Annotated in this window: 18 protein-coding genes; 11 read left to right on the forward strand and 7 right to left on the reverse strand. The window is 65.7% G+C overall.

Translation table 11 applies throughout. The features are described from left to right. Positions 1 to 22: 22 nt before the first annotated feature. The 5 genes from ACLIKD_RS10735 to ACLIKD_RS10755 form a co-directional block, all read right to left on the reverse strand. Positions 23 to 1,243, reverse strand: coding sequence for an ABC transporter permease (locus ACLIKD_RS10735; protein WP_226416142.1), 1,221 nt, complete (start codon positions 1,241 to 1,243; stop codon positions 23 to 25). After that, entirely contained in the window at positions 1,237 to 1,938 is a 702-nt protein-coding gene (locus ACLIKD_RS10740) for an ABC transporter ATP-binding protein (protein WP_428825051.1), read from the reverse strand. The genes ACLIKD_RS10735 and ACLIKD_RS10740 overlap by 7 nt, the downstream gene beginning before the upstream one ends. After that, entirely contained in the window at positions 1,938 to 3,179 is a 1,242-nt protein-coding gene (locus ACLIKD_RS10745) for an efflux RND transporter periplasmic adaptor subunit (RefSeq protein ID WP_428825052.1), read from the reverse strand. The genes ACLIKD_RS10740 and ACLIKD_RS10745 overlap by 1 nt, the downstream gene beginning before the upstream one ends. Further along, positions 3,176 to 4,513 (reverse strand): TolC family protein, encoded by a 1,338-nt coding sequence (locus ACLIKD_RS10750; RefSeq protein WP_428825053.1) that lies wholly within the window; start codon positions 4,511 to 4,513, stop codon positions 3,176 to 3,178. Before ACLIKD_RS10750 ends, ACLIKD_RS10745 begins: the two co-directional genes overlap by 4 nt. Positions 4,514 to 4,692: 179 nt before the next feature. Further along, entirely contained in the window at positions 4,693 to 5,004 is a 312-nt protein-coding gene (locus ACLIKD_RS10755) for a hypothetical protein (RefSeq protein ID WP_226470974.1), read from the reverse strand. 194 nt (positions 5,005 to 5,198) lie between these two features. Between ACLIKD_RS10755 and ACLIKD_RS10760 the strand changes: the two genes are divergently transcribed. Both ACLIKD_RS10760 and ACLIKD_RS10765 read left to right on the forward strand, forming a co-directional pair. After that, complete coding sequence (locus ACLIKD_RS10760; RefSeq protein WP_428825054.1) at positions 5,199 to 6,293, forward strand: FUSC family protein; 1,095 nt, start codon at positions 5,199 to 5,201, stop codon at positions 6,291 to 6,293. An 18-nt stretch (positions 6,294 to 6,311) separates the two neighbouring features. Continuing rightward, the gene (locus ACLIKD_RS10765; RefSeq protein WP_428825055.1) at positions 6,312 to 7,487 is read left to right on the forward strand and encodes an MFS transporter; all 1,176 of its coding nucleotides are present in this window, start codon (positions 6,312 to 6,314) and stop codon (positions 7,485 to 7,487) included. On the opposite strand, the gene ACLIKD_RS10770 is transcribed toward ACLIKD_RS10765, so the two are convergent. Both ACLIKD_RS10770 and glpK read right to left on the reverse strand, forming a co-directional pair. Further along, positions 7,478 to 9,052 carry a glycerol-3-phosphate dehydrogenase/oxidase gene (locus ACLIKD_RS10770; protein WP_428825056.1) on the reverse strand — a complete coding sequence of 525 codons (1,575 nt, stop codon included), beginning with the start codon at positions 9,050 to 9,052 and terminating at the stop codon, positions 7,478 to 7,480. The two genes, ACLIKD_RS10765 and ACLIKD_RS10770, sit on opposite strands and share 10 nt — an antisense overlap. Continuing rightward, positions 9,052 to 10,569, reverse strand: coding sequence for a glycerol kinase GlpK (gene glpK / locus ACLIKD_RS10775; protein ID WP_428825057.1), 1,518 nt, complete (start codon positions 10,567 to 10,569; stop codon positions 9,052 to 9,054). The genes ACLIKD_RS10770 and glpK overlap by 1 nt, the downstream gene beginning before the upstream one ends. A 169-nt stretch (positions 10,570 to 10,738) precedes the next feature. Here glpK and ACLIKD_RS10780 point away from each other — a divergent pair, with 169 nt between their 5' ends. From ACLIKD_RS10780 to ACLIKD_RS10820, 9 genes are all read left to right on the forward strand, one after another. Beyond that, entirely contained in the window at positions 10,739 to 11,443 is a 705-nt protein-coding gene (locus ACLIKD_RS10780) for an AzlC family ABC transporter permease (protein WP_428825058.1), read from the forward strand. Then, positions 11,440 to 11,766, forward strand: coding sequence for an AzlD domain-containing protein (locus ACLIKD_RS10785; protein WP_428825059.1), 327 nt, complete (start codon positions 11,440 to 11,442; stop codon positions 11,764 to 11,766). The genes ACLIKD_RS10780 and ACLIKD_RS10785 overlap by 4 nt, the downstream gene beginning before the upstream one ends. Before the next feature lie 57 nt (positions 11,767 to 11,823). Continuing rightward, on the forward strand, positions 11,824 to 12,867 hold the full coding sequence (locus ACLIKD_RS10790) for a quinone-dependent dihydroorotate dehydrogenase (protein ID WP_428825060.1): 1,044 nt from the start codon (positions 11,824 to 11,826) through the stop codon (positions 12,865 to 12,867). Between the two features lie 72 nt (positions 12,868 to 12,939). Beyond that, positions 12,940 to 13,524, forward strand: coding sequence for an electron transport complex subunit RsxA (rsxA, locus tag ACLIKD_RS10795; RefSeq protein WP_226416154.1), 585 nt, complete (start codon positions 12,940 to 12,942; stop codon positions 13,522 to 13,524). After that, on the forward strand, positions 13,524 to 14,123 hold the full coding sequence (rsxB, locus tag ACLIKD_RS10800; protein WP_413463912.1) for an electron transport complex subunit RsxB: 600 nt from the start codon (positions 13,524 to 13,526) through the stop codon (positions 14,121 to 14,123). Before rsxA ends, rsxB begins: the two co-directional genes overlap by 1 nt. After that, positions 14,123 to 15,859, forward strand: coding sequence for an electron transport complex subunit RsxC (rsxC, locus tag ACLIKD_RS10805; protein WP_428825061.1), 1,737 nt, complete (start codon positions 14,123 to 14,125; stop codon positions 15,857 to 15,859). Before rsxB ends, rsxC begins: the two co-directional genes overlap by 1 nt. Continuing rightward, entirely contained in the window at positions 15,856 to 16,875 is a 1,020-nt protein-coding gene (locus tag ACLIKD_RS10810; protein ID WP_428825062.1) for an RnfABCDGE type electron transport complex subunit D, read from the forward strand. Before rsxC ends, ACLIKD_RS10810 begins: the two co-directional genes overlap by 4 nt. Then, positions 16,872 to 17,537, forward strand: a complete 666-nt coding sequence (gene rsxG, locus ACLIKD_RS10815; RefSeq protein ID WP_428825063.1) for an electron transport complex subunit RsxG — start codon at positions 16,872 to 16,874, stop codon at positions 17,535 to 17,537. Before ACLIKD_RS10810 ends, rsxG begins: the two co-directional genes overlap by 4 nt. Then, positions 17,534 to 18,217, forward strand: coding sequence for an electron transport complex subunit E (locus tag ACLIKD_RS10820; RefSeq protein ID WP_226416158.1), 684 nt, complete (start codon positions 17,534 to 17,536; stop codon positions 18,215 to 18,217). Before rsxG ends, ACLIKD_RS10820 begins: the two co-directional genes overlap by 4 nt. Positions 18,218 to 18,257: the final 40 nt, after the last annotated feature.

The raw sequence follows: 18,257 nt of genomic DNA on the forward strand, positions 1-18,257 counted from the left end.
AGCGACTCGCTTGGCCTTGTCGTCACTGGTAGCGCAGCGCCTCAATCGGGTCGAGCTGCGCCGCCTTGCGGGCCGGATACCAGCCGAAGAAGATACCGACGGCAGCCGCCACGGCGAAGGCAATGAGGGCGGCGCTGCCGGAAATGACGACGACCATGCCGGTGGCCAGGTTGATCCCCAGCGCAATGGCCAGGCCGAGGACCAGCCCGAGCAGGCAGCCGGCGAAGGAGATCATCACCGCTTCGAGCAGGAACTGGGTCAGGATGTCCTTCTGGCGGGCGCCGATGGCCATCCGGATGCCGATTTCGCGGGTCCGTTCGGTGACCGACACCAGCATGATGTTCATGATGCCGATGCCGCCGACCAGCAGCGAAATGGAGGCGATGGCGCCGAGCAGGATGGACATCGTGCGCGTCGTTTCCGCCTCGGATTCGGCGGCGGCCGACAGGTTGCGCATGAAGAAATCGTCGGGCGAGCCGTCGCGCAGGCGGTGGCGCTGGCGCAGCAAGGCGGTCATGCCGGCTTCGACCTTGGGCATGGCCTCGGCCGATTCGGCCTGGACCATGATCATCCGCACCGAGCCCAGGAAAGGCGTCCCGAAGACCTTGCGCTGGGCGGTACTGAGCGGAATGATCACGGTATCGTCCTGGTCGCGGCCGTCGAGGTTCTGGCCCTTGCTGCCGAGCACGCCGATCACCGTGAACGGGTTCTGCTGGATGCGCATGGTCTTGCCGACCGGGTCCTCGTCGCCGAACAGGTTTTGCGCCACGGTCTTGCCGATCAGCGCGACGCGCGTCGACGAGCGCACGTCGGAATCACCGAAGGCGGCGCCATTGACCACGTTCCAGGCCCGCGCATCGAGGTAGGGCGGCGTCGTGCCGACCACTTGGGTACTCCAGTTCTGCGAACCGTAAACCAGTTGCCGTGAGCCCTGATGGGTCGGCGCGACATTGGCGACGCCATCGAGTTCGGCGATCGCCTCGGCATCGCCGACGTTGAGCGTCGGCCCGCCGGCCGAACCGCTGCGCACGCCGGCCGTGGTGAAGGAGCCGGAGAGCACGATGTAGAGATTGGAACCCATGGTGCTGATCGTCTGCTGCACCGCATACTGGGCGCCCTGCCCGATGGCCAGCATGATGACCACGGCGCCGACGCCGATCACCATGCCAAGCATGGTCAGCGCCGTGCGCAGGCGGTTGGCGCCCATCGCCAGCCAGGCTTCGCTGAGCATGGCCTTCAGCATGCGGCATGCTCCGTCAGGTGATCGCTGACGATTTCGCCGTCGAGAAACTTGACCTGCCGCTTGGCATGCGCCGCGACGTCCGGTTCGTGGGTGACCAGCACGATGGTGATGCCTTCGCCGTTCAGTTCGCCGAACAGCCGCATGATTTCCTCGCTGGTGTGGCTGTCGAGATTGCCGGTCGGCTCGTCGGCGAGAATCAGGCGCGGCTTGTTGACCAGCGCCCGGGCAATCGCCACGCGCTGCTGCTGGCCGCCGGAAATGCGGTTGGGCAGCGACTCGGCGTACTTGCCGAGGCCGACCTTGTCGAGCAATTCGCGCGCCGCGGCGCGCCGGCTGTCCTTGTCGGCGCCGGCATAGACCAGCGGCAAGGCGACGTTGTCCTGCAGGCTCATCCGCGGCAGCAGGTTGAAGCCCTGGAAGACGAAGCCGAGCGTCCGGTTGCGCAGGATGGCCAGCGCATCGTTGTCCATCTGGGCGACGTTCTGCCCGGCCAGGAAATAGTCGCCGACGGTCGGCGTATCGAGGCAGCCGAGCAGGTTCATGAATGTCGATTTGCCGGAGCCGGACGGCCCCATGATGGCGATGTACTCGCCGGGATGAATTTCCAGATCGACGCCGCGCAGCGCCGGGAACAAGCCGGCGGCGGTTTCGTAGGACTTGCCCAGGCCGACGACCCGGATGACCGGTTCAGCCATCAGAACATCCGCATGCCGACGCTGGAGGGCGGCTTGATACCGTTGGTGTTTTCACCGGTGACCACGCGATCGCCGGCCTTCAGGTCGCCACCGACGATTTCCGTATTGCGGTTGTCGGTAATGCCGAGCTGGACACTGACCGGCTTGATTTCGCCGCCAGCCAGCACATAGACGGTACCGCTCTGGCCGTCGCGCTTCTTGCCCTTCTTGTCGCCCGGCCCCTTGGCCCCGCCGCCATCAGCGCCCGCCCCCATGCCCGGCCCGGGCGCAGTCGGCGAGGCCGGTTTCTGGCCATTTTCCGGTTTCTTCTCGGCGGCCTCGGCCGGCTTGAAGCGCAAGGCGGCATTCGGCACGAGCAGCGCCTCCTGGCGCTTCTGCACGCCGATATTGACGTAGGCGGTCATGCCCGGCAGCAGCACCAGTTCCGGGTTGGCAACATTGATGCGGACATTGTAGGTGACGACATTCTGCTGATTGGTCGGGTTCAGGCGAATCTGCTGCACATCGCCGACAAAGTTGCGGCTCGGGAAGGCATCGACGGTGAAGCGCGCTTTCTGGCCTTCGCGGATCAGGCCGATATCGGCTTCGGCAAAACTGGTGTCGATGCGCATTTCGGACAGATCCTGAGCGATCTTGATCAGCGTCGGCGTCTGGAAGCTGGCCGCCACGGTCTGACCGAGATCGACGACGCGGTCGATGACCACGCCGTCAACCGGCGAGCGGATCACCGTGAAATTCAGGTTGGCCTGGTCGCGCTCGTTCTGGGCGCGGGCCAGCGCCAGTTGGGCGTTGGCCGATTTGAGGGCTTGCCGGGACTGGTCGTACTCCTGCTTCGAGACATACTCCTGGGCGAACAGTTGCTTGATGCGCGCCTCGTTGGCCTGGGCCAGTTCGAGGGCGGCCTGGGCGTTGGCGACACTCGCCGCGCTCTGCCGCTCGGCGGCGGAAACCAGCGCATCGTCGAGTTCGAGCAAGGCCTGGCCTTTTTTGACCGGGTCGTTGAAATCGACGTACAGCTTCTTGACGGTGCCGGAAACCTGCGTCCCGACGCTGACCAGGACCACCGGATTGAGCGTGCCGTTGGCCGAAACCGTCTGCGTCACCTCGCCTTTTTCGACGTTGGTCAGCTTGTAGCGCTGTTCCGGGTCCTGCGCCGCGCGTTGCCTGGCATACCAGATGCCGCCGCCGATCAGGCCGGCGGCGACCGTGGCGCCGATAAGGATGGTGCTGATGCGTTTCATGGTCTTCCTTCCGCTGCCGCTTGCAGCAGCGTGTAATCGAGAGCGCCCATGGCCTGGGCCAGGGTGGCGCGAAATACGTTCCAGTCGAGCCCGGCCTGGATGCGCTGCAGGCGGGCGCTGGCCAGCGCGCTCTGCGCCGTCAGCAGTTCGAGCACGGTGCCGACCCCGGCCTTGTAGCGGCCGAGCGCCACCCGCTCCGACTGCTCGGCACTGGCCACCAGATCGGCCGTCGTCTTCAGGCTTTGCGTCGCAGTGGTCAGACTCTGGTAGGCGCGCCAGACATCGAGGGCGATCTGCTTGTTCAGACGGTCGCGCTGCGCCGCCTTGACTTCGGCCTGGGCGGCCGCCGAGCGCACGCGGTAGGTCGTTTCAAAACCGGAGAAGATCGGCACACTAAGCGTCAGGCCGACGGTCTGGGCATTCGTCCTCACCCCGCCGACCTCCTGCCAGGTCGGCCCGGCCGACAGGCTGACGGTCGGCCGCCCCTGGGCGCGGGCCAGATCGACGCCGGCTTCGGCCGCCTTGAGCTGCGCCTCGGCCGCCTGCAGATCCGGGCGACGGGCCCGGGCATCGGCGATCAGCGCATCGACATCCTTCTGGAATGCGCCATCCGGCATCGCCGCCGGAATGTCAGCCAGGACGATCCGCTGCTGGGCGTCGAAGCCCATGGCGTTGGCCAGGGTGCCCAGCGCATTCCTCGCCTCGCCCTCGGCCTTGATGCGGTTCAGCGTCGCCTGCGACCAGGCGGTCTGCGCCTGCAGACGGTCGGCCGGCGTGCCGACGCCGACGTTGTAGCGCGCATCGGCCGCGGCGAAGCTTTCGCGGGCAGCCCGTTCGGCCTCGGTCGCCGAGAGCACCGCGGCGCGCGTCGCCTGGGCGCTGTAATAGCCTTGCAGTGCAGCCAGGAACAGCGCCTGGACCGTGGCGTTCTGGGTCGACGCCGCCGCACTGAGCAATTGCCGGGCGTTCTCGATATTGGCCGAACGCTGGCCGAAATCGTAGAGCAGCCAGGACAGGGTCAGCGCCGCACTGCTCTGGTTATAGTTGCGCGCTTCGGAGTAGGTCCGCCCACCGCTCATCCGGCCATCCAGGTCGGGCAGCCAGGCCGACTGCGCGACCCCGACCAGCGCCGCCTGGACGCGGGCCGCCGCCCATACTTCGCGGGTCTGCGGGTTGTTGCACAGCGTCAGATCGACGGCCTCGATGGCCGTCAGCGGCGCATCTGGAATATCGGTGGTACAGGGCGCTTCGCCGACGCGGGCGGCGAGTTGCGGCGACGGCTTGAGCGGCGCCATGCTTTCGGTCGCGAAGGGGTCGCCGAGCCCGGCAGCCATGGCCGGAAGGCTCAGACAGCACAGCAAGGCAAGTAATCGGGTCGGGGGATTCGGCATGGCCGCTAGTTTAGCCGGAGCGGCCACAGACTGCCTGTTAGCAATTGTTACAAAAACAGCCTTTGCGCCAGCGCGCCCGGCTCAAGTAGCAGCGCGCCTCGTCGCGATTTCCGGTCAGGCGCTCAGGCCGTGACCCGGTCGAGCAATACCGCAAGTTGCGGATAGTAGCCGAGCCGGCTCAGCTCGATTCGCCGGCCGATCTGGATCGAATCGGCGATTTCGCGGGCTGCCGCCGAGTGCTCGAGCAAATCGGGAAAGGCTTTCTCGGCATCGACCATCGCGAAGATCTTGATCAGAACATCACCGCAGGCCTGGTAAAAGCCGGGGTCCAGCCGACAGTACTGGCCGCCGAAATCGCAGGCATCGAGATAGGCGGCCGAGCGGGCGGCGGTTGTCTCAAGAGCCAGCAGCGAGGACTTGTTGAAGCGAGACATGGTAGCGCTCCTTTCAGAAGCACAGGGTCATTCAGTGCTTCCCACGCTAAAGCAAGCCCCCCTGGCTGTCAGCCAACTATTTCACGAAACGCTGAAAACTATCGCCAGGTGCCTCGCCGCCGGTTCACAGTAAAATTTATCCGATCCGTTCTCGCCTTTTCCGCGAGTAACCGCCCAGGCAAAAAGGTAGAACAATGACGCGCTCGCATCGATGGCTCAGATTGAAGATATTGATTCGCGCCGAATTACTTCATCTGACGACCATCAACGCCAGCGACCGACGCTGGCAGATGCCGTTCGCCGCGGCGCTGGCCTCCGGCTTGCCGCTGCTGGTCGGCGCCTATTTCGAGCACATGGATTACGGCCTGATCTCGTCGCTCGGCGGCCTGATATTTCTGTACCTGCCGGAGACGCCGCTGCATCACCGAATGGTGTCGTTGATGGTCTGCGCCTTCGCGATGATCGCCAGCTACGCGCTGGGCGTGATGAGTCATCTCTTTCCGCCGGCCATGATGCTGGTCCTGACCTTTACCGCCATCCTGGTGACGATGGTCTGCCGCTTCTACAACCTCGGGCCGCCGGGCAGCTTTTTCTTCATCATGGCCGCGGCGATCGGCGCCAATGCGCCGGGCGACGTGCTGCAAATTCCGCTCAAGGTCGGCCTGCTCACCATGGGCTGCCTGCTGGCCTGCCTGATCGCCTTTTTCTACAGCGTGTACATGTTGCGCTCGCAGCCCGCCAAGCCGGTTACCCCGTTGCCGCCGCCGACCTTCGATTTCGTCGTCTTCGATTCGATCGTGATCGGCAGCTTCGTCGGCATCTCGCTGGCTCTGGCCCAGGCGCTGCAACTGACTCAGGCCTACTGGGTGACGATCAGCTGCCTGGCCGTGATCCAGGGCATGTCCTTGCGGGCGGTGTGGAACAAGCAGTTGCAGCGGCTGATCGGCACCGGCGTCGGTCTGTTGCTGTCCTGGGGGTTGCTGATGCTGCCGCTCGACAATTGGCGCATATCGCTGGTCATGATCGCCCTCGCCTTCGTGATCGAAATGCTGGTCGTCCGGCATTACGCACTGGCCGCCATCTTCATCACGCCGATGACCATCCTGCTGGTCGAAGCCACTACCCTCGGCCAGAGCTCGCCATCGGCACTGATCGAGGCGCGCTTTCTCGATACCATCCTCGGTTGCCTGGTTGGCCTGGTCGGTGGCATCTGCCTGCACAGCCCGCGTTTTCGCCAGTTGGTCGGCCGCCAGATTCGCCGCCTGGCACCGGCCCGGCAGTCCGACTGAAGCAGTCCAGCGCCCGCCGTGCAGCCGCCGCCGCGCCTCCATCCCGACATCCTCAAGCTCGGCTTGGTGAGCTTTCTCACCGACCTCAGTTCGGAAATGATCTTTTCGGTATTCGCGCTCTTCTTCACCACCGTGGCCGGCGCCTCCAGCGCGCTGCTCGGACTGATCGAGGGGCTCGCCGACTTTTCGGCTTCGTCGCTCAACTACCTGGCCGGCTGGCTGTCTGACCGCAGCGGCCGGCGCAAATGGTTCGCCACCGCCGGTTACGGCTTTTCGACGCTGGCCAAGCTGATCCTGCTGCTCTCCTCCTCGCTCATCGGGCTCAGCATCTTTCGCGTCATCGAGCGCCTGGGCAAGGGTTTTCGCGGCCCGCCGCGCGATGCCTGGCTGTCATCGATCGCCGCCCAGGGCTCGCGCGGCTATGCCTTCGGCGTGCACAAGGCCCTCGACAAATCGGGAGCCGTGCTCGGGCCGCTGATCGCCTATGCGCTGCTGGCCTGGCTGGGCGAGTCGACGAGCACCTATGCCACGCTGTTTATGGTCGCCTTTGTCCCGGCCGTCGTCAGCGTGCTGGTGCTGACGCGCATCCCGGATCAGCCCGGCCCGGCCCATCGGCGCGAAAGCGTGCGCCGCAACTGGCAACAGCTCAGCCCCGCCTTCAAGCGTTTTCTCTGGCCGGCCAGCGTCTTCGCCCTGGCCTATTTCAGCCTCGGCTTCATTCTGCTCAAGGCCCATGCCGTCGGCTTCAGCGTCACCGAAATCGTCCTGCTCTACGCCCTGTTCAACACTACCTGTGTGCTCGCCGCGCCTCTCGTCGGCCGCCTCGGCGACCACATCGGGCGCAGCCGCATCGTGCTGCTTGGCTATGCCGTCTACGCAGTGATCAACCTGTGGCTGATGGTCGCCGCCAGCCGCTGGGAAATCGTCGGTGCGCTGGCCATTTACGGACTGTTCTATGCGATCGAGGAATCGCAGAGCAAGGCTTTCATTGCCGACCTCGAACCCGAGCGACGCGCCACGGCAATCGGCGTCTACAACTTCACGACCGGCCTGCTCTATCTGCCGGCCTCGCTGCTCGCCGGGGCCTTGTGGGCGGTCGCGCCGAGCCTGGCGTTTGCCGTGGCGGCAGGGCTGGCGCTGGCGGCCAGCCTGGTATTTACCGTGCTCCGCCCGGCCACCGCCATTCAGCGCTGAGTTCCGGCCGGCGCACCGCCATCAAGCCGGAACTGCCGGGCCCGCTGCCCGGCCTGCCTGACCAGCGCAGCCAGACGCTCGGCCGACAGGCCCAGTTCCTCGGCGACGATGTCGCCGACCGGCGCGATGCACGCCGCAGCGGCCCGCGCATCGAGAAACAGCGCGCGATGGCGCCGGGCCAGGATGTCTTCGATGGTTCGCGCGCCTTCGTGGCGCAGCGCGAAACGGACCATCGCCTCGGTCAGCGTCAGGTCGGGATGGAGCAGCCGGTCGTGCCCGGGCAAGGCGGCGAGCAGCGGAGCATCGGTGCCATACGGCCCACTGGACAGGCCATTCCAGCCATGCAGTTTGAGCCTCGCGGTAGTGCACGGCACGGCCGGCAACTGGCCGACCGCGGCCGCCCGGTCGACGACCTGTTCGGCCATCAGCCGGTAGGTCGTCCATTTGCCGCCGGCCACCGTCACCAGCCCGCCGGCGCTGACCAGCACGGCATGTTCGCGCGACAGCGCCGCGGTGCCGCCCTTGCCTGCATCGTCCGGATGCAGCAGCGGGCGCAGGCCGGCGAAGGCGCTGCGGATATCGGCCCGCTGCGGCGCCTGGGCCAGCACCCCGGCCGCCGTCTGCAGCAGGAAATCGACTTCCCCGGCAAAAGGCTGCGGGTCGTCCGGCAGATCGTCGCGTTCGGTATCGGTCGTACCGAGCAGCACCTTGCCCAGCCAGGGAATGGCGAACATCACCCGGCCGTCGGCCGTTTCCGGGATGAGCAGCGCCGTTTCGCCGGGCAGGAAAGCGGCATCGAGCACCAGATGGATGCCCTGGCTGGGCGTCAGCACCGGCGACGCGGCCGGCGCCTCGAAACGGCGCACGGCATCGACGTACACGCCGGTGGCGTTGATCACCACCTTGGCCGGCAGCTCGAAACGCTCACCGCTTTCGCCATCTTCGGCGACCGCGCCGCAGACCTTGCCGCCGGCGGTGAGCAAGCCGCTGACCGCCAGATAGTTCAGGCAGGTCGCCCCGAAATCGCCGGCGGTGCGCAGCAGCGCGATGGCCAGCCGGGCATCGTCGAACTGGCCGTCCCAATACTGCACACCGCCGCTCAGGCCGCGCGGACTCAGGCCGGGCAATGCGGCGAGCGTCTGGCGTCGGTCGAGCAGCCGCGACGGCGCCAGATTGCTCGACCCGGCCAACAGGTCGTAGAGTTTCAGCCCGCTGCCGTAATACAGCCGCTGGAAGGCGCTCCGTGCCGGGATAACGAAAGGCAGCGGATGGACCAGATGACCGGCGTTGGCGAGCAGGCGGCGGCGTTCGATCAGAGCATGACGGACGAGGCCCAGATCGCCCTGGCGCAAATAGCGCACGCCGCCGTGGATCAGTTTGGTGCTGCGCGACGAAGTGCCCGAGGCGTAATCGCCGCGCTCCAGCAGCAGGGTCGAATAGCCGCGCGCCGCGGCATCCACCGCCGCCCCGAGGCCGCTCGCTCCGCCGCCGATGATCAGCACGTCCCAGCGCTGCCCGGCACGCAGCGTGGCGAGTTGTTCGGCGCGGCTTGGCGTATTGGCCATCAGTCGGCCTCCGCCCAGTGCAGGGAACGCTGCACGGCACGCTGCCAGCCGGCCAGTGCGTCGGAGCGCCAGTCGGCCGAACGGCCCGGCTCGAAGCGGCGATTGATCTGCCACAGCGCGCTCAGTTCGCATTCGTCCTGCCAGAAGCCGACCGCGAGACCGGCCAGATAGGCGGCGCCGAGCGCCGTCGTCTCGGTGATCTGCGGGCGGACGACGGGAACGCCGAGCAGATCGGCCTGGAACTGCAGCAGCAGATTGTTCGCCGCCGCCCCGCCATCGACGCGCAGTTCGGCCAGCCGATGCCCGGCATCCTGCTCCATGGCGAGCAGCACCTCGGCGCTCTGGAAGGCGATCGCCTCCAGCGCGGCGCGGGCGATCTGCGGGCGACCGCTGCCCCGGCTCAGGCCGAGCAAGGCACCGCGGGCGTAAGGGTCCCAATAGGGCGCACCGAGGCCGGTGTGGGCCGGCACCAGATAGACGCCGCCGCTGTCCGGTACTGCAGCGGCCAACCCTTCAACCTCGGCGCTGCTGGCGATCATCCCGAGACCGTCGCGCAGCCACTGGATCAGCGCACCGCCCATGAACACGCTGCCTTCGAGCAAGTAGGTCGTTTGCCCGGCGTAACGCCAGCCGATGGTGCTCAACAGCCGGTGCTGCGATGGCTGCGCCTGCCGGCCGGCATTCATCAGCACGAAACAGCCGGTGCCGTAGGTGTTCTTGGCCATGCCCGGCCGCAGGCAAACCTGGCCGAACGTCGCCGCCTGCTGATCGCCGGCCAGCGCGGCCAGCGGAATGGCAGCGCCCAGCCAGTCGGCATCAATCGACTCGACGACGCCGCTGCTGTCCACCACCCGCGGCAGCAGCCCGGCTGGGATGGCGAGCCGGGCGAGCAGCTCGGCATCCCAGCATTGACGATGGATATCGAACAGCAGCGTGCGCGAGGCATTCGACGGGTCGGTGACATGGGCTCGCCCGCCGGTCAGTTTCCAGGCCAGCCAGCTATCGACGGTGCCGAAAGCCAGCTCGCCTTTTTCGGCCCGCCCCCGGGCGCCGGGTATGTGGTCGAGCAGCCAGGCCAGCTTGGTGCCGGAAAAATACGGGTCGAGACGCAGCCCGGTGCGCCCGGCGAACAGGTCTTCAGCGCCGGCTTCGGCGAGCGCCGCGCACTGCCCGGCCGTCCGCCGGTCCTGCCAGACGATCGCCGGGGCGAGCGGCACACCGCTCCGGCGATCCCACAGCACCGTCGTCTCGCGTTGATTGGCAATACCGAGCGCGGCAATCTGCCCGGCCCCGATGCCGTTGTCGCGCAGCACGGCGCGCGCCACGGCGAGCTGGCTTTGCCAGATTTCCCCGGCGTCCTGCTCGACCCAGCCGGGCTGCGGGTAGGACTGGGCGAACGGCTGCTGGCTGACGGCGCACAGCCGGCCCGCCCGATCGAACAGGATGGCCCGCGAACTGGTCGTTCCCTGGTCGAGGGCGAGCACGTACTGCTTATCTGTCGCTGCAATGGCGGGCATGACGAATCTCCCCAAGGGCTGCCGGACAACGGGCCGGGCGGCCCATCGCCAAGGTTTCGGCGGCTCCTTGCCCATTGTGCGTCAGCCGGGAAAATTGCGCGAGCCGGCCTTGGTGCGAGCGCCGCCTGACGGTATGCTTTGCGGCCGTCGAGCAAAGGAGAGAAGCGCGGTGCATTCGAGTTTCCGGTCCGGCGCCCGTGAGGGCTTTATCGTTTTCCTGCCGCTCTCGGTCGGCCTCGTGCCGTGGGCGCTGGTCGTCGGTATGGCGATGGTCAGTGCCGGATTCACGCCGCTCCAGGCGATGGGCATGAACGTCATCGTTTTCGCCGGCACCGCCCAGCTCGGCACGCTGCCGCTGATCGCCGCCGGGACGCCGCTGTGGCTGATCGTCACCACGGCACTAGCCCTCAACCTGCGCTTCGTCATTTTCAGCGCCGCCCTCGCCCCGGGCTTTCGCGGCGTCGGTGCGCCGGGCCGCTGGCTGGCCGGCCACCTGCTGACCGACGGCGTCTTCGCCACCTGCCTCGACAAGATGCTGCAGAACGACGACCCGCGCTGGCGCCTCGGCTATTACCTCGCCCCAGCCATCTGGTCGTGGCTGCTCTGGCAAACCTTCGCGCTGCTCGGCATCCATGCCGCCGGCGTCATCCCCAAGGCGTGGTCGCTGGAATTCATGGCGACCATTGCGCTGATCGTGCTGCTCGTACCGATGGCCCGCATCCGCCCGATGCTGGTCGCCGCGCTGGTCGGCGGAGCGAGCGCGACACTGCTGCGCAACATGCCGCTGCGCCTCGGCGTCGTGGTCGGCATCATCGCCGGCATCGCCGCCGGTTTTGCCGCCGAACACTGGGAACACCGGAGATCGCCGCGATGAATTACGACGCTTCGCTGTGGCTCATTTTCATTCTGATCGGCCTCGCCACCACCCTGCCGCGCGCCATCTTCATCGTCCTCGGCAACCGCGTCGCCCTGCCCTCGGTCGTCCAGCGCGCCCTGCGCTACGCGCCGGCCGCCGCGCTGGCAGCGATCGTCATGCCGGATGTGCTGGTCGTCGGCGGCGCGCTCGAAGTGTTCAATCCGAAACTCGCCGCGGCCGCGGCCGCCGTTGCCGCGGCGGCCCTGTGGCGCAATCCGTGGCTGCCGTTCATCGTCGGCATGGGGGTGTTGCTCGGCTTGCGACAAATGATCGGCGGCTAGGCCAAAACGCCTATTCGGCGCGGCACGGCGGGCAGCATTACGGTAAAATCGCGGGCTATGCTCTATCCACTCATCCGCAAATTCTTCTTCGCGCTCGACGCCGAAACCGCCCACGGTATCGGCATGAGCGGTGTCTCCTTCCTGAACGCGAGCGGCCTGGCCGGCTTGCTGGCCAAACCGGTGACCCCTTGCCCGGTGGACGTCATGGGCATCCGCTTCCCCAATCCGGTCGGCCTCGCCGCCGGCCTGGACAAGAACGGCGACTATATCGACGGCCTGGCCGGTCTCGGTTTCGGTTTCCTCGAAATCGGCACGATCACACCGCGTCCGCAGGACGGCAACCCGAAGCCGCGCCTGTTCCGCATCCCGGAAGCACAGGGCATCATCAACCGGATGGGGTTCAACAACGCCGGCGTCGACAAGCTGCTCGAGAACGTCCGGGCGGCTGATTTCCCGAAAAAGGGCGGCGTCCTCGGCATCAACATCGGCAAGAACGCGACGACGCCGATCGACAAGGCGGCCGACGATTACCTGATTTGCCTGGAAAAGGTTTACAACGACGCCAGCTACGTCGCCGTCAATATTTCCTCGCCGAACACCAAGAACCTGCGCGAACTGCAGAAGGACGAGGCGCTCGACGACCTGCTCGCCCAGCTCAAGGCGAAACAGGAACAACTGGCCGAGAAGCACGGCAAGTACGTGCCGATGGCGCTGAAAATCGCTCCCGACCTCGACGACGCGCAAATCACCGCGATCGCCGATGCGCTGCGTCGCCACCGCATCGATGGCGTGATCGCCACCAACACCACGCTGTCGCGCGACGGTGTCGAGAACCTGCCGAACGGCAATGAAACGGGCGGCCTGTCGGGCGCGCCGGTCTTCGGCAAATCGACGGCGGTGCTGAAAAAGCTCTCGGCGGCGCTGGCCGGCGAACTGCCGATCATCGGCGTCGGCGGCATCATGGGCGGCGAAGACGCGGCCGAAAAGATCAAGGCCGGAGCCAGCCTGGTCCAGTTCTACAGCGGCTTCATCTACCGCGGCCCGGATCTGGTCAGCGAAGTGGCGGAAACCCTGGCTAACGTCATGCGGAAATCCATATAAGTCCATACGCAAGGCGCGGTTGTTTGCCCTGCGCCAAAACCCGATAATGCGCGACCGAAGCTTTTTCAAAATATGAGCCACTACTTATTCATCCTCGTCGGCGCGGTGCTGGTCAACAACGTCGTGCTGGTGAAGATCCTCGGTCTTTGCCCCTTCATGGGCGTTTCCAAGAAACTGGAAACCGCCTACGGCATGGGTGCCGCGACGACCTTCGTGCTGACCATGGCGACCGGGGCGAGCTACATCATCGACCATTACCTGTTGATGCCGTTCGGTCTGGAATACCTGCGCACGCTGTCCTTCATCGTCACCATCGCGGCCATCGTCCAGCTCACTGAAATGGTCATCGCCAAGACCTCGCCGACGCTGCAGCAGACGCTCGGCATCTACCTGCCGCTGATCACCACCAACTGCGCCGTGCTCGGCGTGCCGCTGCTCAACGTTTCGAATGGCTACAACTTCGTCGATTCGCTGCTCTTCGGCGCCGGCAGCGCGATCGGTTTCTCGCTGGTACTGATTCTCTTCGCCGGCATCCGCGAACGGGTCGAGGGCGCCGACGTGCCGGTGCACTTCCGCGGCGTCGCCATCGCGATGGTCACTGCCGGCCTGATGGCCCTGGCTTTCATGGGTTTCGCCGGCCTGGACAAGTATCAATAATGGACATCCTGCTCGCCATCGCCATCATGGCCCTCGGGGCCGTCGTCCTCGGGGCCGCGCTCGGCTTCGCTTCGATCAAGTTCAAGGTCGAAGGCGACCCGCTGGTCGAAAAAATCGAAGGCATCCTGCCCCAGACGCAATGCGGCCAGTGCGGTTTCGCCGGCTGCAAGCCCTACGCCGAAGCCATCGCCAAGGGTGAAGTGGATATCAACCTGTGCCCGCCCGGCGGCATGGAAGGCGTGCAAAAGCTGGCCGACCTGCTCGGCCGCGAAGTCAAGGATCTGGAAGCCGAGGAAAAGCCCAAGCAGGTCGCCATCATCGATGAACAGACCTGCATCGGCTGCACGTTGTGCATCCAGGCCTGCCCGGTCGACGCCATCGTCGGCGCGGCCAAGCAGATGCATACCATCGTCGCGCCGCTGTGCACCGGCTGCGAACTGTGCCTGCCGCCGTGCCCAGTTGAATGCATCCGCATGGAGCCGATCGGCGAAAACCTCGACAACTGGAAATGGAAATATCCGGTCGTCGAAATCAAAACCATATCGATGCCCGCAAGGGATACCCCCACCGGCGGTGCCGGTGGCATAAAAGCCGCCTGATGTTGATGAACCTGTTCAAATTCAAGGGCGGCGTCAAGCCGCCGACCAACAAGACGCAGTCCGTCGGTTTGCCGATTGCCCAGGCGCCGCTGCCTTCCCGGTTGATCGTGCCATTGCACCAGAGCATCGGCGGCACGCCACGCCCGGTGGTCCAGGCCGGCGACACGGTTCTCAAGGGCCAGTTGATCGGCGAGGCGGATGGCTGGATTTCGGCTGCTGTCCACGCCCCGACCTCGGGTACCGTAGTGGACGTGGCAATGCATGTGCAGCCCCATCCCTCCGGCCTCGACGCCCTCTGCGTCGTCATCGAACCGGACGGCAAGGATGAATGGATTGCCCGCGAAGCGCTTGATTACAAGACGCTAAAACCCGAGGAAGTCCGCGAGCGCCTGCAACAGGCTGGCGTCGTCGGCCTCGGTGGCGCGGTTTTCCCGACCCACGGCAAGCTGACCCCGGCCAAGACCGTGCCGATGGATGAACTGGTGATCAACGGCGCCGAGTGCGAACCTTTCATCACCTGCGACGACCTCTTGATGCGCGAACGGGCCGAGGAAGTCGTGCGCGGCATCGGCATCTTCCGCGACCTGCTGCAGCCGAAGAAGGTGTTGATCGGCATCGAGGACAACAAGCCGGAAGCCGCCGCCGCGATGCGGGCGGCGATCACCGCGCTGAACGAATCATTTCTCGTTGTCCAGGTGCCGACCCTCTACCCGGCCGGCGGTGCCAAGCAACTGATCCGCGTGCTGACCGGCAAGGAAGTGCCGGCGTCAAAACGCTCGACCGACCTCGGCGTCCAGTGCTTCAACGTCGCCACCGCCTATACCGCCTGGCGCGCCATCGCCCATGGCGAACCGGTCGTCTCGCGGATTGTCACGCTGAGCGGCAATGTCGACCAGCCACGCAACTACGAGGTGCTGATCGGCACGCCGATGGGCGAATTGCTCAAGCTCGCCCAGCCGCACCCGGATACCGACGGCATCGTGATGGGCGGCCCGATGATGGGCTTTCTCGTGCCCAATGCCGAGGTTCCGGTGGTCAAGGCGACCAACTGCCTGATTGCCCACTGCGACCGCCTGTTCCCGCCCAAGGCGCCGGAAATGCCGTGCATCCGCTGCGGCTCCTGCGCCACGGTCTGCCCGCACGAACTGCAGCCGTTCGAGATGTACTGGTTCTCGCGCGCCAAGAATTTCGGCAAGACGCAGGAATATCACATCTTCGATTGCATCGAATGCGGCTGCTGTTCGTTCGTCTGTCCGTCGCGCATCCCGCTGGTCCAGTATTTCCGCTTTGCCAAGAGCGAAATTTGGGCCCGCGAACGGGAAAAGAATGCGGCCGACGGCGCCAAGACCCGTTTCGAATTCAAGCAATTGCGCGACGAGCGCGAGAAAGCCGAAAAGGCCGAGAAGCTGGCCAAAGCGGCCGCCGCCCAAGCCGCCAAGAAGGCCGCGGAAGCTGCGGTGGCTGCCGCAGCCGACGCCGACGAAGCAGCGGCACCGGCCGATGTCGCGCCGAGCGCTCCGGTCGATGCCGAAAAAGCGGCAAAAATGGCGACCATTCAAGCAGCCATCGAACGCGCCAAAGCGCAGCGTGAAGCAGCCCAGCCTAAAAACACCGAAACCCTGAGCCCACAGCAGCAACGGGATATCGCCGAAATCGAAGCACGCCGTACGGTTCTCGAACCGACGACGCCGGAAGCAGTCGTTCCGGCCGGCGACAATAGCCAGAAAACCGAATGATGTTCGCCCCCGCCCCCTTCCTCCTCAAGGACGTCAGTGTCAGCCAGGTGATGACGCAAGTCTGCCTCGCGCTGATTCCCGGCATCGCCGCTTACGCCTGGCTGGTCGGCCCGGCCATTCTGGTCCAGCTGGTCATCGCCTCGCTGGCCGCGCTGCTCGCCGAAGCCCTGATGCTCCGCGTCCAGGGCAAACCGCAGGCGATGTTCCTGGCCGACGGCTCGGCCATCGTCACCGCCTGGCTGATCGCCCTGACCTTTCCGCCGCTGGCGCCGTGGTGGCTGGTCGTCACCGGAACCTTCTTCGCCATCGTCGTCGCCAAGCATCTCTACGGCGGCCTCGGTCAGAATCCCTTCAATCCGGCGATGATCGCCTTTGCCGTCTGCATCGTCGCCTTCCCGGCGCTGATGTCGCAATGGCCAAGCATCGGTCTGCAAGCCGGTCTGATCGAGCAGATCAATGTCATTCTCGGCTTCGCCCCACGCCTTGACGCCCTCTCCGGCGCGACGCCGCTCGATGCGCTGAAGACGGCCCTGAAACTGGGCGAAGGCAAGGTCGATGTCGCCCACCTGCTGGCCAATCAGGACATTTTCGGCACTTTCGCCGGGCGCGGCTGGGAATGGGTGGCCGCCGGCTATCTGCTGGGCGGTCTGTGGCTGTGGCAGCGCAAGATCATCAGCTGGCATGTCCCACTCGCCTTCATTGGCGCGCTGACCCTGATTTCCGGCGGACTCTGGCTGTACCAGCCGACGCAGTTCGCCAGCCCGCTCTTTCACCTGTTTTCCGGCGGCGCGATGCTCGGCGCCTTCTTCATCGCCACCGACCCGGTCTCCGGCTGCACGACGCCGCGCGGCAAGCTGATCTTCGGCGCCGGGGCCGGCCTGCTCGCCTACATCATTCGCGTCTTTGGCGGCTATCCGGATGGCGTCGCCTTCGCCATCCTGTTGATGAATCTGTGTGCACCGGTCATCGACTTGCTGACCCAGCCGCCGATCTTCGGCATGAAGGACAAAGCATGAGTGCGACGCGCCAATTCACCGCGACCGGCATGGCCGTCCGCACGGCGGCAATCCTGTTCGTTTTCATCATCGTTTTCACCGGCCTGCTGTCCGGCGCCTATCTGTGGACCAAACCGTCGATCGAGGCATCGGCGGCCGAAGAAAAAATGAAGCTGGTCGACGAAGTCCTGCCGCGCAACGAGTACGACAACGCCCTGCTCGACGACACGCTCATCCTGCCGGCAACTCCGGAGCTCGGGCTGACCGACCCTTCGACGCTTTACCGGGCACGGCGCGGTGACCAGCCGGTGGCGCTGGTCTTTGAAGCCATCGCCCCGGATGGTTACGCCGGCAAGATCAGGCTGATCCTGGCCATCGGCGCCAATGGCCAGGTGGCCGGCGTCCGCGTCACCCAGCACAAGGAAACGCCGGGCCTCGGCGATTACGTCGAAGTCAAGAAAGACAAGAACAAGGCCCGCCCGTGGATCACCCAGTTCCGGACGATGTCGCTGGCCGAGGTGGCGGAGCGCGACTGGAAAGTGAAGAAGGACGGCGGCCGTATCGATTACTACGCCGGTGCCACGGTCACCCCGCGCGCCGTCAGCAAAGCCGTGCTCAAGGCCGTCAAATGGGCCGAGGCCAACCGCGATGCGTTATTTTCCACAACGGGAGCTGTCAAATGATCACCCGTGACCAATTCAAGACCATTGCCGGCAACGGCATCTGGAAACAGAACACCTCGATTGCGCAGATCCTCGGCCTCTGCCCGTTGCTGGCGACGACGACCAATGCGGTAAACGGCATCATGCTGTCGCTGGCCACCATTCTGGTCATGGCGCTCTCCAACTTTGCCGTCGCCTCGCTGCGCAACTTCATCCCGCATGAAATCCGCATCCCGGTCTTTATCCTGATCGTCGCCGCGCTGGTCACCGTCGTCGATCTGCTGTTCAACGCCAATCTGCACGAGCTGTATCTGGTGCTCGGCATCTTCATTCCGCTGATCGTCACCAACTGCATCGTGCTCGCCCGCGTCGAAGCCTTTGCCGCCAAGAACCCGCCGCTGCAATCGACGCTCGACGGCATTTTCATGGGCGTCGGCATGCTGTGGACGCTTGCCGTGCTCGGCGCCATGCGCGAGTTGCTCGGCAATGGCACGCTGTTGGGCGGCATCGACATGGTCTTCCCCAGCCTGCATCCGATCCAGCTGCTGCCGGAAAGCTACAGCGGCTTCCTGCTCGCCTTGCTGCCGCCCGGCGCCTTCATCCTGCTCGGCTGCATGATCGCCTGGAAAAACTGGATGGATGCCCGCGCTGCCGAACGCGCCAAGCAGAAACCGCCGGCTGCGGTCAGCGTGGCCGGCTGACGGCCAACGGCGCGTTGTTTGCCGGACGCGCCGACTTCCC

This window comes from Azonexus sp. IMCC34842 (assembly GCF_050368855.1).
Lineage (GTDB): Bacteria > Pseudomonadota > Gammaproteobacteria > Burkholderiales > Rhodocyclaceae > Azonexus > Azonexus denitrificans_A.

Bases quoted from the DNA above. Each gene is read 5' to 3' on its own strand.
- ACLIKD_RS10735 (WP_226416142.1), bottom strand. From the start codon at position 1,243: ATGCTGAAGGCCATGCTCAGCGAAGCCTGGCTGGCGATGGGCGCCAAC.
- ACLIKD_RS10740 (WP_428825051.1), bottom strand. From the start codon at position 1,938: ATGGCTGAACCGGTCATCCGGGTCGTCGGCCTGGGCAAGTCCTACGAA.
- ACLIKD_RS10745 (WP_428825052.1), bottom strand. From the start codon at position 3,179: ATGAAACGCATCAGCACCATCCTTATCGGCGCCACGGTCGCCGCCGGC.
- ACLIKD_RS10750 (WP_428825053.1), bottom strand. From the start codon at position 4,513: ATGGCTGCCGGGCTCGGCGACCCCTTCGCGACCGAAAGCATGGCGCCG.
- ACLIKD_RS10755 (WP_226470974.1), bottom strand. From the start codon at position 5,004: ATGTCTCGCTTCAACAAGTCCTCGCTGCTGGCTCTTGAGACAACCGCC.
- ACLIKD_RS10760 (WP_428825054.1), top strand. From the start codon at position 5,199: ATGACGCGCTCGCATCGATGGCTCAGATTGAAGATATTGATTCGCGCC.
- ACLIKD_RS10770 (WP_428825056.1), bottom strand. From the start codon at position 9,052: ATGGCCAATACGCCAAGCCGCGCCGAACAACTCGCCACGCTGCGTGCC.
- glpK (WP_428825057.1), bottom strand. From the start codon at position 10,569: ATGCCCGCCATTGCAGCGACAGATAAGCAGTACGTGCTCGCCCTCGAC.
- ACLIKD_RS10785 (WP_428825059.1), top strand. From the start codon at position 11,440: ATGAATTACGACGCTTCGCTGTGGCTCATTTTCATTCTGATCGGCCTC.
- ACLIKD_RS10790 (WP_428825060.1), top strand. From the start codon at position 11,824: ATGCTCTATCCACTCATCCGCAAATTCTTCTTCGCGCTCGACGCCGAA.
- rsxA (WP_226416154.1), top strand. From the start codon at position 12,940: ATGAGCCACTACTTATTCATCCTCGTCGGCGCGGTGCTGGTCAACAAC.
- rsxB (WP_413463912.1), top strand. From the start codon at position 13,524: ATGGACATCCTGCTCGCCATCGCCATCATGGCCCTCGGGGCCGTCGTC.
- rsxC (WP_428825061.1), top strand. From the start codon at position 14,123: ATGTTGATGAACCTGTTCAAATTCAAGGGCGGCGTCAAGCCGCCGACC.
- ACLIKD_RS10810 (WP_428825062.1), top strand. From the start codon at position 15,856: ATGATGTTCGCCCCCGCCCCCTTCCTCCTCAAGGACGTCAGTGTCAGC.
- rsxG (WP_428825063.1), top strand. From the start codon at position 16,872: ATGAGTGCGACGCGCCAATTCACCGCGACCGGCATGGCCGTCCGCACG.
- ACLIKD_RS10820 (WP_226416158.1), top strand. From the start codon at position 17,534: ATGATCACCCGTGACCAATTCAAGACCATTGCCGGCAACGGCATCTGG.